This window comes from Stenotrophomonas sp. YJH_SMC_120 (assembly GCF_059368675.1).
The window spans coordinates 637,701-650,619 of sequence record NZ_JCAFRY010000001.1; the positions used below are offsets into that span (position 1 = coordinate 637,701).

The 12,919-nt window shown below is 65.7% G+C and carries 11 protein-coding genes and 1 pseudogene; 6 read left to right on the plus strand and 6 right to left on the minus strand.

Going from position 1 to position 12,919, the window contains the following annotated elements; translation table 11 throughout:
- Positions 1-25: 25 nt before the first annotated feature.
- The 3 genes from AC5P60_RS03235 to AC5P60_RS03245 form a co-directional block, all read right to left on the minus strand.
- A complete protein-coding gene (locus tag AC5P60_RS03235) occupies positions 26-1,099 on the minus strand; it encodes a polyketide cyclase (protein ID WP_005408538.1) in 1,074 nt (357 codons plus the stop codon).
- Positions 1,100-1,333: 234 nt separating this feature from the next.
- A complete protein-coding gene (locus AC5P60_RS03240) occupies positions 1,334-1,975 on the minus strand; it encodes a response regulator (protein ID WP_005408537.1) in 642 nt (213 codons plus the stop codon).
- On the minus strand, positions 1,975-3,171 hold the full coding sequence (locus AC5P60_RS03245) for a sensor histidine kinase (RefSeq protein WP_005408536.1): 1,197 nt from the start codon (positions 3,169-3,171) through the stop codon (positions 1,975-1,977). The genes AC5P60_RS03240 and AC5P60_RS03245 overlap by 1 nt, the downstream gene beginning before the upstream one ends.
- A 150-nt stretch (positions 3,172-3,321) precedes the next feature.
- On the opposite strand from AC5P60_RS03245, the gene AC5P60_RS03250 reads away from it, so the two are divergent.
- From AC5P60_RS03250 to AC5P60_RS03270, 5 genes are read left to right on the plus strand one after another with little or no spacing between them, the layout of a single operon-like run.
- Complete coding sequence (locus AC5P60_RS03250; RefSeq protein WP_005408535.1) at positions 3,322-3,918, plus strand: GNAT family N-acetyltransferase; 597 nt, start codon at positions 3,322-3,324, stop codon at positions 3,916-3,918.
- Entirely contained in the window at positions 3,864-4,709 is an 846-nt protein-coding gene (minC, locus tag AC5P60_RS03255) for a septum site-determining protein MinC (RefSeq protein ID WP_049403214.1), read from the plus strand. The genes AC5P60_RS03250 and minC overlap by 55 nt, the downstream gene beginning before the upstream one ends.
- Before the next feature lie 37 nt (positions 4,710-4,746).
- Positions 4,747-5,556 carry a septum site-determining protein MinD gene (gene minD, locus AC5P60_RS03260; RefSeq protein ID WP_005408533.1) on the plus strand — a complete coding sequence of 270 codons (810 nt, stop codon included), beginning with the start codon at positions 4,747-4,749 and terminating at the stop codon, positions 5,554-5,556.
- A 2-nt stretch (positions 5,557-5,558) separates the two neighbouring features.
- Complete coding sequence (gene minE / locus AC5P60_RS03265; RefSeq protein WP_005408532.1) at positions 5,559-5,819, plus strand: cell division topological specificity factor MinE; 261 nt, start codon at positions 5,559-5,561, stop codon at positions 5,817-5,819.
- Positions 5,820-5,865: 46 nt separating this feature from the next.
- The gene (locus AC5P60_RS03270; RefSeq protein ID WP_483692950.1) at positions 5,866-6,345 is read left to right on the plus strand and encodes a hypothetical protein; all 480 of its coding nucleotides are present in this window, start codon (positions 5,866-5,868) and stop codon (positions 6,343-6,345) included.
- An 87-nt stretch (positions 6,346-6,432) separates the two neighbouring features.
- Here AC5P60_RS03270 and AC5P60_RS03275 read toward each other — a convergent pair.
- The 3 genes and pseudogenes from AC5P60_RS03275 to AC5P60_RS03285 all read right to left on the minus strand — a co-directional run bounded on the left by AC5P60_RS03275 (position 6,433) and on the right by AC5P60_RS03285 (position 12,075).
- Positions 6,433-7,664 (minus strand): annotated as a pseudogene (locus AC5P60_RS03275) (DUF819 family protein).
- Positions 7,665-7,805: 141 nt separating this feature from the next.
- A complete protein-coding gene (locus AC5P60_RS03280) occupies positions 7,806-9,884 on the minus strand; it encodes an alpha/beta hydrolase family protein (RefSeq protein ID WP_049403215.1) in 2,079 nt (692 codons plus the stop codon).
- A gap of 226 nt (positions 9,885-10,110) precedes the next feature.
- Entirely contained in the window at positions 10,111-12,075 is a 1,965-nt protein-coding gene (locus AC5P60_RS03285) for an OPT family oligopeptide transporter (RefSeq protein ID WP_483692952.1), read from the minus strand.
- 277 nt (positions 12,076-12,352) lie between these two features.
- Here AC5P60_RS03285 and AC5P60_RS03290 point away from each other — a divergent pair, with 277 nt between their 5' ends.
- On the plus strand, positions 12,353-12,895 hold the full coding sequence (locus AC5P60_RS03290; protein ID WP_483692954.1) for a hypothetical protein: 543 nt from the start codon (positions 12,353-12,355) through the stop codon (positions 12,893-12,895).
- The last annotated feature ends 24 nt before the right edge of the window (positions 12,896-12,919 follow it).

Here is a 12,919-nt window from a genome sequence, read left to right on the forward strand (position 1 = left end):
CAACACTACATGGGTCAGCCGAGGCTTACTTGACGGCCCAGTAGATGTCGTAGGTACCTTCCGGGGTGAACGACTTGTCGATGCCATCCTTCCAGGTTTCGTACGGACGGTCGATCACTTCGTTGCCGGAGGTCACAGCCCAGGCGCGCAGGCCGTTGCGGGCAACGTCCAGACCCGCCATGTGGCCGGTGTAGGCCGCATGTGCCGAGCGGTGCGGAGCCACGTGCACGTACTTCACCGGAGCGCCACCGTCGATCTTGACGGTCAGGGCCTCAGCGGTGGCACCTTCAGCACCCTTCTTCTTCACCGGCTGGGCGATGTCGAAGGCGTACTTCTCCTGGCCGAAGTCGGTGGTGATGATGCGGAACGGACCGGCGGCTTCAAGGCCATTGGCCTCCATCACGCGCTTGATCCACTCCTGGTTGTCCTTGATGGACTTGGTGATCGTGTCCTGACCGCGGTCCACGTTACCGGCGTTGACGACCAGCAGATCCTCAGCCGGCACATCGACGATGGCCAGATCGGTCAGCGGGGCTTCCGGCGTGCGGTAGTCGACGTTCGGGACGGTAGCCAGCATGTTGGCCATGCGCGACAGGCCCATCTTGATGTCGTCGCCGATCTGGCGGCTGACATACAGGCCTGCATAACGGCCGAACAGGTCGAAGCCGTACTTCACCGAGTAGTCCTGGGTGATCTTCACGTTGCGGCCACCCTTGCCGGTCGGCTCCAGGGTGAAGGTGGTGACCTTGTCGTGACCCTTGGTGGCGTCTTCGATGGCGATCGCAACGCGCTTGTTCTCTTCGGCGTCGGTGATCTTCCAGGAGCCGGTGCCCAGGTCCTTGGAGGTGAAGTCCAGGGTGGCACCCTTGCCGGAGGCCGGGCCGGACAGCTTCAGTTCAACGGCGGGATCGCGCAGTACCAGCGGGTTCCAGTCCTTGAAGCGGCGCAGGCTGCTGACCGTGTCGTACACGATCGTCATCTTGCGGTTGGTCTCGATGCTTTCGGTGATGTGACGCTCGCCCGGCAGACATACGCCAATGATGACGAACAGGCCAGCCACGATCCCCAAGGCGATCAGGAACTCGATAATACGGGTCATTCAGAGAGTCTCCGGGGCCGATCCCACGGCCGGGTTGATTGAAGCGAAGCGCCAATCCTAGCAGGCTTCGCGGGCATTGTTTATCGGGATTGGCGCACCGGTTTCCCTGCCGGCTGCGTATTTGTATGGACAAAGAATTCGAAGGGTAACGCATACCGCTACCCGGCAAGTAGGGGGGCACCTTGGCCGGAACCCCCTACCACCACCCAAGTCTTTGTACCGAAACGATTTTCCTCAGACCAGCTGGAGTTCGAACGCCTTCAGTACCGCGCGCGTACGGTCGCGCACACCCAGCTTGGAGAGGATGTTGGACACGTGGTTCTTGATGGTGCCCTCGGCCACGCCCAGCGAGTTGGCGATCTCCTTGTTGGAGAAGCCGCTGGCCATCAGCCGCAGGATCTCGGTCTCGCGGTCGGTCAGCGGGTCCGGGCGGTCCAGGCTGACGAACTCGTTGCGCATGTGCTCCAGGCCCGACAACAGGCGCTGGGTCACCGCCGGCTGTACCAGCGAACCCCCTTCGGCCACGGTACGGATGGCACCGACCAGCTGTGCCAGGGTCACATCCTTGAGCAGGTAACCCTTGGCACCGGCCTTGAGGCCAGCCAGCACCAGCTGATCGTCATCGAAGGTGGTGAGGATGATGGTCGGCGGCAGCTGTTCCTGCCGCGACAGCACCTGCAGCGCTTCCAGTCCGGACATCACCGGCATGCGCATGTCCATCAGGACCACGTCGGGGCGCACCTGCGGGATCAGCTCGACCGCCTGCCGGCCATCGCCGGCCTCGGCCACTACCTCGATGCCATCGTCGAGCGCCAGCAGGGAGCGGATTCCCTGCCGCACCAGGGTTTGGTCATCGACCAGGCAGACGCGAATCATCAACGTACTCCTTCAGGAACCTTGGTAAGGGCGGCCACCAGCACCGTTGCCGGCACCGTTGCCCGCAGGCGGAAGCCTTCACCGGGACGGGTCTCGATCTGCAGCTGGCCACCACATTGTTGCAGGCGCTCGCGCATGCCGCGCAAGCCATTGCCCACATTGACCATGTCCGCGCCGACACCGTCGTCGCGGGCCTCCACCACCACCCGGTCCGGGGCTTCACGGTACACCTTGATCCACAGGTGGCGCGCACCGGCGTGGCGCACCGCGTTGGTGATGATCTCCTGGGTACAGCGCAGCAGGACGTGGGCCCGCTGGGGGTCCTCCACGTTCAGCGGATCCTCGATCTCCAGCTGGATGTCCAGCGAGGGCACGTTCTCGGTCAGCGGGCGCAGCGCCGCGGCCAGGTCGATCGCGCCGGTCTCGCGCAGCTGGCTGACCACCTCGCGCACGTTGCCCAGCAGCAGTTTGGCCAAGGTATGGGAGCGCTTCACGTGCTCCAGCGCCTGCCCTTCGGCCAGGTGCCCGGCCACTTCCAGGTTCAGGGTCAGCGCGGTCAGCTGGTGGCCCAGCAGGTCATGCAGCTCGCGCGAGATGCGGGTTCGCTCATTGACGCGGGCACTCTCGGCAAGCAAGGCGCGGGTGGCACGCAACTCTGAATTGAGCCGGCGCTGTTCGTCGCGCGCCTCGGTCTGCTGCCGGGCAACCAGGCTGGTCACGAAGATGAACATGGAAAAGCCGCCGTACAGCAGCGACTGCATCACCGCTTCGAACAACGGGAAGCGCAGCAGCAAGTAGTAGACCGGGGCCACCGCCAGTTGGCTAACCAGCAGCCACAGCACGCCCAGCCGCACCGACAGCATCCACGGGATGACCCCGGCGGCCACCATCATCAGGATGCTGCCCAGGCCCGAGCCGCTGAGGAAGCTGACGCCCAGCGCCGAAATCGTCAGCAGCAGCAGCAGGCCGCGGTCCAGCCAGCTGGTGGGGCTGTCGCTGCGCAGGATGCGGGTCAGCCAGTAATAGGAGGTGCCGAAGGACAGGTAGGCGACGAACAGCAGGACCGCCCAGCCGCCCATGTCACCGCGGCTGTGCAGGTTCTCGAACTGCGAGTACGCCAAGGGCAGACCGACCATGACCCAGGTGAACAGGCCGGCCAGGCGAAGGACGCGGGTATGGCTGAGGACTCCCAACATGCCAGCACTCTACGGGCCCGGCCTGCACACCGCACCCCACGGAAGTCATGCCTGCCCGGTCGCCTGTTCATGCCGCAGCCCACCCCGGGCATGCAATAATCGTGCGCAGGGTCCCTTGATGGACCAACCGCGTTACCCCACGGAGTCACAATGTCGATTGTCATCCGCGACGTGCGCGAGCACGAGCTCGATTCCGTCCTGGCTTTGAACAACAACGCTGGCCTGGCCATCCTTCCCCTGGATGCGGCCCGTCTGCGCCTGTTCTATGAAACCGCTGAGTATTTCCGCGTCGCCGAGCGCGACGGCAACCTGGCCGGCTTCCTGATCGGCTTCGGCAGCGACAGCCAGCACGACAGCAGCAACTTCGCCTGGTTCAAGCAGCAGCTGGACACCCCCTTCTTCTACATCGACCGCATCGTGGTCGCCAGCCGCCGCCGCGGCGGTGGCGTCGGCCGTGCGTTCTATGCCGACGCGCAGAGCTTTGCCGAGCTGCGCTACCCGCAGATGACCTGCGAAGTCTTCCTCGACCACGGCGCCGATGCCGCCCTGCTCTTCCACGGCAGCTTCGGCTTCCGCGAGCTGGGCCAGAACACCATGGCCCAGGTCGATGTGCGTGCCAGCATGCTGGCCAAGGAACTGTGCAGCTACCCGTGGGTCCAGGAGACCTACGGCGGCAAGCTGCCGGATGTGGCATGGACACGCGCCCGGCAGCTGCCGGCGCAGGCACAGCGGCCGACGGGGACCTGAGCGTGGCGGTGAATTTCGATTACGAACAGGCCGGTGAACTGAAGATCGGCCAGGTGGGCATCGCCAACCTTCGCATCCGTACCCTTGATGTCGAACGCCTCGTGCAGGAAATGCGCGAGCGCGTGACCCGTGCGCCGAAGCTGTTCGGCCGCGCGGCGGTGATCCTCGATTTCGGCGGCCTGAGCCAGGTTCCGGACGTGGCCACTGCACAGGCGCTGGTCGATGGCCTGCGCAGCGCCGGCGTGCTGCCGGTGGCGCTGGCCTATGGCACCAGCGCGGTCGACCTGCTCTCGCAGCAGCTCGGCCTGCCGCTGCTGGCCAAGTTCCGCGCCCAGTACGAACGTGCCGAGGCCGAAACGGCCCCGCCGCCGCCCGCACCGGAACCGCGCCGCGCCGCGCGTGCCGAACCGAAGCCAGCCCCGGCCGCACCGGTAGCCAAGATCGCCGATGCAGCCGCGCCGCAGCCGGGCCGCATGCAGCTGGGCAACGTGCGTTCGGGCCAGCAGCTGTACGCGGAGAACTGCGACCTGACCGTGATGGCCACCGTCGGCGCCGGCGCCGAGGTCATCGCCGATGGCAGCATCCATATCTACGGCACCCTGCGCGGCCGCGCGCTGGCAGGGGCCCAGGGCAACACCGCGGCACGCATCTTCTGCCGTGATTTCCATGCGGAACTGGTGGCCATTGCAGGCCACTACAAGGTACTGGACGATGTTCCGGACAACCTGCGCGGCAAGGCCGTGCAGGTGTGGCTGGAACAGGACCAGATCAAGATCGCTGCGCTGGACTGACGCAGCCCCAAACTAATGCAGAACCAGGAGAAGTCCTTTGGCTGAAATCATCGTAGTCACCTCCGGCAAGGGCGGCGTGGGCAAGACCACTTCCAGCGCGAGCCTGGCCTGTGGCCTGGCGCGGCGCGGCAAGAAGGTGGCGGTGATCGACTTCGACGTCGGCCTGCGCAACCTCGACCTGATCATGGGGTGCGAACGCCGCGTGGTGTACGACTTCGTCAACGTCGTGCATGGCGAAGCCACCCTCAAGCAGGCCCTGATCAAGGACAAGCGCTTCGACAACCTGTACGTGTTGGCCGCCTCGCAGACCCGCGACAAGGACGCACTGACCCAGGAAGGCGTGGGCAAGGTCCTGAAGGACCTGGCCGCCGATGGCTTCGATTACATCATCTGCGACTCGCCGGCCGGCATCGAGAAGGGAGCATTCCTGGCGATGTACTTCGCCGACCGCGCCGTGGTGGTGGTGAACCCGGAAGTGTCCTCGGTGCGCGACTCCGACCGCATCATCGGGCTGCTGGACTCGAAGACCCACAAGGCCGAATCCGGCCAGAACGTGCCTGCCTTCCTGCTGCTGACCCGCTACACCCCGCTGCGCGTGGAAACCGGCGAGATGCTCAGCATCGCCGACGTCGAGGAAGTGCTGGGGCTGAAGGCCATCGGCGTGATCCCCGAATCGGGCGACGTGCTCAATGCCTCCAACAAGGGCGAACCGGTGATCCTGGATGTCGAATCCGCTGCCGGCCAGGCGTATGACGACGCCGTCGCGCGCATCCTCGGCGAAGATCGCCCGATGCGCTTCACCAGCGTCGAGAAGAAGGGCTTCTTCAGCAAGCTGTTCGGAGGGTAAGCATGGGCCTGTTCGATTTCCTCAAAGCGAAGAAGACCACCGCCGAAACCGCAAAGAACCGCCTGCAGATCATCATTGCGCAGGAACGCAGCCACCGCGGTGGCCCGGACTACCTGCCGCTGCTGCAGCGCGAGCTGCTGGAAGTGATCAAGAAGTACGTGAACATCGACGTCGATGCGGTCAAGGTCGACCTGGTGAAGGATGGCCAGCACGATGTGCTGGACATCTCCGTGGCGCTGCCTGAAGGCCCGGACAAACCCTGATGCCCCGCCCCGCCCGTGCCTGCATGGGCGGGGCCGCGTGACCTGCATGACCGATACGACAACCGCCGTGGACATCACCTGCGTGGGCGACATCGCCTTCGCCGACGCGCAGTGCCTGCTCGCCGCGCATGGCCTTCGCCTGCACCACGTGGCCGCAGGCGAACCGATTCCCGGCAGCTACTGGGGCGAGCCCGAGGCGGGCATCATCGCCAGCAATGTCTATGTGCGCGATGACACCCCGGTGCATTCGATGCTGCATGAAGCCTGCCACCTGATCGTACTGCCGCCGGAGCGGCGCGCGCAGGTGCACACCGACGCCACCGATTCGATCGCCGAGGAAGATGCCACCTGCTACCTGCAGATCGTGCTGGCCGGGCGTTTGCCTGGTGTCGGCAGTGCGCGGTTGATGGCCGACATGGATGCCTGGGGGTACACGTATCGGCTGGGGTCGACACAGGCGTGGTTCGAGCAGGACGCCGAAGACGCGAAGGCGTGGTTGATCGAACGTGGGTTGCCGGTGGCGTAACGCATCGGTAGTGCCGGCCGCTGGCCGGCAACCTCATGAACCCGTGAAGCATTACCTGGTTGCCGGCCAGCGGCCGGCACTACCCCATCATCCCTGCCCTGCCAGCGCGCGCAGGGTGATGCCGACGATGTAAGCCAGGTACGTGCCGGTGGCGTAGCCCATCGTGCCCAGCAGCACGCCCACCGGCGCCAGTGCCGGATGGAACGCCGCGGCCACCACCGGCGCCGAGGCCGGTCCACCGATGTTCGACTGCGAACCGATGGCGAAATAGAAGAACGGCACCTTCAGCAGCTTGCCCAAGCACCACAGCAGCACGATGTGCACGGCAATCCAGATCAGGCCGAGCAGGAACAGCCACGGGCGGTCCAGCAGCGCCAGCAGATCCATCTGCATGCCGATGCAGGCGATCAGGAAGTACAGCAGCAGCGAGCCCAGGCGCGATGCGCCCGCGCCTTCCAGCGTGCGCGCACGGGTGAAGCTCAGGCTCAGGCCCAGCGTGGTCGACAGCACCACCACCCACACGAACGGCGCGTCCAGGCTGAACTGCGAGGCCCAGCTGACGTTGGCCTTGAACCAGGCTGCCAGCGGCGCGCCGATGGCGTGCGAGAGGCCCACGCCGCCGAAGGCCACCGCCACACGATCAGCATCAGGTCGGTGAGGCTGGGAATGCGCTCGTGTTCGGCCTGGAAGCGCGCGATGCGCTCCTTCAGTTCATCGATGGCCGAGGTATCGGCGCCACTGCGCGCATCGATCTTCGCTGCCCGCCCCGCCAGGAAGATCAGTGCGGCCATCCACACGTAGCCGACACCCACATCGACCACCGCGAACTGGCCGAACGTGGTCGCATTGACGTCGAATACTTCGCGCATTGCCAGCATGTTGGCACCGCCACCGATCCAGCTGCCTGCCAATGCGGCCATGCCAGCCCAGGTGTCACCGGCCACGGTTTCCGGATGCAGCGCGCGCATCGCCAGGAACGCCACCACCGCACCGAGCATGATGCTGGCCGAGGCGCCCAGGTACATCAGCACCAGCTTCGGGCCGAGCCGCAGGATGCCCTTGATGTCCACCGCCAGGGTCAACAGGATCAACGCTGCCGGCAGCAGGATGTCGCGTGCGATCGGGTTGTAGAGCTTGGTGTTCTGCCCATCGATCAGGCCGACGGTGTTGTAGATGCCGGGAATCAGGTAGCACAGCAGCAGCGCTGGCACGAAGGTGTAGAAGCGCTTCCACAGGCCCTGCTCGCGCGAAGCGGTCCAGAACACGGCGCCAAGGGTGGCGGCGATCAAGCCGAAGACGACGATGTCGTTCTGGATCATGCAGGTGCTCTGGGTAGAGCCGGCCGCTGGCCGGCTGCTGTTGGCGGCGGATCATGAGGGTGTGCCGACCAACGGTCGGTCCCCACCGGTAAAGCAGATGGCGAAACAAAAGCGCCGCCCCGAAAGGCGGCGCTGCAGTCATCAGTTGCCGATGTGCTGCTTCAGCCAGGCATTGACGGTGTCATGCCACAGGATGCTGTTGTTCGGCTTCAGCACCCAGTGGTTTTCATCCGGGAAGTACAGGAACTTCGATTCGATGCCCTGACGCTGGGCAGCGGTGAACGCGGCCAGGCCCTGCTCGACCGGAATGCGGAAGTCCTGCTGGCCGTGGATGACCAGGATCGGCTTCTTCCAGTCCGCCACGTGGTTGACCGGGTTGAACTTCTCGTAGTTCGCGGCCTTCTGGTACGGCGTGCCGCCCTGCTCCCACTCGGTGAACCACAGCTCTTCGGTGGCGTAGCCCATCATGCGCTGGTCGAACACGCCGTCGTGGTTGACCAGGCACTTGAACGGGCTGTTCCAGTTGCCGGCGATCCAGTTGACCATGAAGCCGCCGTAGCTGGCGCCCAGCGCACAGGCCTTGTCACCGTTGAGGAAGGAGTACTTCTTCAGCGCCGCGTCCCAGCCCTTCTGCAGGTCTTCCAGCGGGCGGTCGCCCCAGTGCTGGCTGATCGCATCGGTGAAGGCCTGGCCGTAGCCTGTGGAACCGTGGAAGTCGATCATCACCACGGCGTAGCCCTGGCCCGCGTAGGTCTGCGGATTCCAACGGTAGCTCCAGCCATTGCCGAAGCTGCCCTGCGGGCCACCGTGGATCAGGAACGCGACCGGGTAGGACTTGCCTTCCTGGTAGTTGTGCGGCTTGACCACATAGCCATGCACGGTGTCGTTGTTCCAGCCCTTGAACTCGAACTGCTCGTAGTCGCCGAAGCTGACGTCCTTCAGCACCTCACCAGCGGCCGGGGTCAGCGCGCGCAGTTCGCCGATGGCCTCGCCCGCAGCCGGCAGCAGGCCGACCAGCACCTGGTCGTTGCTCTTCAGGCTGTTGCGGGTGATCGCCACGCTGTTGCCGGCCACATCCACCGAGGTCACGCTGCCGTCGCCGATCAGCTTGGTGGCCTTGCCGCTGGCCACGTCGATCTGGAACAGCGGGTGTTCGCCAAGGTCATCGGCCGTGGTGTAGATGCTGGCACCATCGGCGGACAGGGTGATGCCGCCCGCCGAGCGATCCCACTGCGGCGCAATTTCGCGGGTCTTGCCGCTGGCCAGGTCCATCGCCATCAGGCCGAAGCGGTCGGCCTCGAAGCCCGGGCGCTTCATCGCACGGTAGAACAGGGTCTTGCCGTCCGCACTGAACACCGGGCCGGCATCCCAGGCCGGGTTGGAGGCGGTCAGGTTGACCGGTGCCTGCTTGCCGGCGGCGTCGAAGCGGTACAGGTCGAAGTTGGTCGACCACGGCTCCTGCTTGCCGGCCACGCGGATGCTGGCCACCACGCTGGCGCCGTCCGGCGACCACGCGAAGTCATCATTGCCGCCGAACGGCTTGGACGGCGCATCACCATCGATGGTCGCGCTCAGCGCCGACGCGCCCTTGACCGCACCGGCCTTGGCCGTCGGCAGCGGAGCGACGAACAGGGTGTTGCGGCGACCGTCGTTCCAGGTGTCCCAGTGGCGCACGAACAGCGAATCCCACACCTGGCCGCTGGCCTTGGCGTCCTTCTTTTCCTTCAGCTTCTTCTCGGTGCAGGCCAGGTCCGAGGCACAGGCCTGGAACACGCCGGCGCTGAACAGCACGCGGTCGTCCTGCGGCGACACGTGGTAGCTGTCCACGTCGACCGGGAAGTCGGTCAGCTGGCGCGGAGCACCGCCGCTGATCGGCTGCGCGTACAGCTGCTGGCTACCGTTCCTGGCACTGAGGAAATACACGGTCTGGCCATCGGCCGACAGCGAAGCGGAATTGACGTTCCAGCCGGCCGGGGTGATCTGCTTCGGCGGCGCCGCATCGCGGGTACGCAGGTTGCGCGCGAACAGCGCGGTGGAGGCCTTCAGGTTAGCATCGACGCTGCGCTTGGCGAACACCACGGTGCCACCGTCAGCGGTCAGCACCGGCGCGGAGACGCGGTCCATGGCCACCATGTCGCGGACTTCCAGGCCACGGGCAGCGGCGACGCTGGGCAGGGCGGCCAGCAGGCTCAGTGGCAGCAGGGCATGACGCAGTTTCATCGGGGTCTCCGCAGGACGGCAAAAAACCGATGGTAGGCCCGTGCGGCCGGGGCTGCCAAGGCCATCGGTCATGGCTGCAGGCGGGCAATCGCCAGAAACAGCAATCCGCGCCGTAGCGCGGTCTGCGGTAGTGCCGGCCGCCGGCCGGCAACCAGGGGTATCACGGGATTCCGGGATTGCCGGCCAGCGGCCGGCACTACCCGTTGAACCCAGGGGCAGAGCCCCCTTACGCCTTGGCGTACTTGCCGGTGCGGTAGATCAGCCAGCCGACCAGGAACAGCACGGCCAGGCCGATCCACTGCGCGCCCGGCAGGTGGAACGGCACGGCCAGCACGTCGGCGCGGCTGCTGACCACGATCGGAATCGCGATGGCGATGCCCATCAACGCTTCGCCGGTGATCAGGCCCGCGGCGAACAGCACGCCCGGCTTGTGCACGCGGTCGCGGCCTTCTTCGTCATCGGCGCGCACCTTGTGGAAGCGCTCGACCAGGTGGGCGATCAGGCCGCCGAGGAAGATCGGCACCATCAGCTCCAGCGGCAGGTAGATGCCGATGGCGGCGGCCAGCACCGGCACGCGGAAGCGTGCGTCGCGCGACTTCAGCCAGCTGTCGAAGGCGATGATGGCGGCACCGACCACGGCACCGATGCCGATGAAGGTCCACGGCAGTTCACCACCGAACAGGCCCTTGGCCACCGAGGCCATCAGGTTGGCCTGCGGTGCGGCCAGCGCGTTCGGGTGCAGCTCGGACTTCACGCCGATGCCGTAGGCGGTGGCCAGCAGGTTCAGCACCGGGGCCATGATCAGCGCACACGAGAAGGCACCGATGCCCAGCATCAGCTGCTGCTTCCACGGGGTGGCGCCGACGATGTAGCCGGCCTTGAGGTCCTGCAGGTTGTCACCACCAACCGCAGCGGCGCAGCACACCACCGCGCCGATCATGATGGCGGCCACGGCGCCCAGCGGCGCGCCGCCGGCACCGACCGGCTTCAGGCCGTCGGCGCCCAGCAGCACGACCAGCACGGCCGAGGCGAACAGGATGGTGGAGATGGTGATGCCCGAGACCGGGTTGTTGGACGAACCGATCAGGCCGGCCAGGTAGGCCGAGACCGAAACGAACAGGAAGCCGGCGACGATCATGATGAGGGTCATCGGGATCGACACGTGCCACTGGCCGACGATGGCCTGGTACAGGGCCAGCAGCGGCAGCACGAAGACCACCAGGGCCACCAGCATCCACTTCATCGGCAGGTCGCGCTCGGTGTGCGCCAGCACCGGACCACCGCTCTTGCGGGCGGCGGCAAAGCCGCTCTTGACGCCGTTGAGCAGCGACTTGCGCAGCGAGATCAGGGTCCAGATGCCACCGATCAGCATCGCGCCGACACCCAGGTAGCGCATCTTCGCGCCCCAGATGGCGAACGCCGCCTCGGTGGACGAAGCCGCGGCAACCGACGCGGCCAGTGCCGGATCGGTGTTCATGAAGAACGCCTGGTAGATCGGAATGGCGATGTGCCAGGTCAGGATCGAACCGGACACCACCACGATGCCGACGTTGAGGCCGACGATGTAGCCCACGCCCAGCAGTGCCGGCGACAGGTTGGTACCGATGAAGGCGGTGACCTTGGAGCTGCCGACGTAGGCCGAAGTGGCCCAGGCATCCGGGATCAGGCGCATGCCGCTTTCCGCGGCCAGCTTGACGAAGGCACCGATCACCGCCGACAGGCCGAGGATCTTCAGGCCCGGGCCCGGATTCTCACCGGCCTTGAGCACTTCGGCCGCAGCCTTGCCTTCCGGGAACGGAAGCGGGTCTTCGACGATCATCGAACGACGCAGCGGCACCGAGAACAACACGCCCAGCAGGCCGCCGAGGCCGGCGATGCCGAGCACCCACCAGTACTTGAAGTCCGGCCAGTAGCCCATGATCACCAGCGCCGGGATGGTGAAGATCACACCGGCGGCGATCGACGAACCGGCCGAAGCGCCGGTCTGCACGATGTTGTTTTCAAGGATGGAGCCACCGCCCAGCAGGCGCAGCACGCCCATGGAAATCACCGCGGCGGGAATGGCGGTGGCGATGGTCAGGCCTGCGAACAGACCGAGGTAGGCGTTTGCGGCCGACAGCACCACCGCCAGCACGATGGCCAGGGCCACTGCGCGGAAGGTGAGCTGCTTGGGCGCAGCGTCGTGGTTCATGGAAGCCCCTGCTGGCAAAAAATCCCTTGCACGCTAGCGTTCAGGAGGCAGCAAGTCCAGTGCGGTTCGGGAGGGTTGCGGCCAGGTCGGCAGTGAGATAGTCGCTTCCAGCCAAACTCGGCCAACGCATCAAGCGCATGGGGCACATGCCGGAGGGCTGCCGGGCCTCGCGGTCTCTTTGTCCTGTAGGGGCCCGGCCAACCAGTACTGCAGCATTCCAGCCATCATCGTTTGAAGTGCCTCAACGCCCCGTGCATCGTGTTCATGATCTGAACCGATGACGCTGAGCCGCCCGATGAACACCCCACTGCGGATCCGCCCGATCAAATTACCGGTCGTGGCTGTCGTGACCCTGACCTGCCTGATGCCGCTTTGCGATTACGCATCTGCCTGGAGCCGCATTGGCGCAGTCGAGATCACCGACCACGCCGGCAAACCTTGTTTCGGACTACCCAGGAAGGAGCGCAAGCGTATCGGTAAAACTCCGGAGGTGTTTGGTGTGGAGGTGCATGACGCAATTACTCCACCGCTGCGGCGGCAATGGTCGTTCTACTTTGCCCATCCCGCATCAATCCCACTTCCACCCGGAGCCTGCGTGGTCTACGGAGAAGTGCCAGCCAACGCCATTTCAAGGCAGACGGCGATGCCGCTGCAGCCCGGACGCCTGTACGACGTTTCGCTGTCGGCCACCAGGACCGGCGCCACGCAACACCACAGCGCCCGATTCTGCTTGAAGGCCAACCCCGACGGGAGCCTGCGAGCGATCCAGGTCCACTACGACGAGGCGCTGGGCTGGAGCCCCTCGGTTTGCCTGCCCTGAGCCGACGCGCGCGCTCGTCGGAAC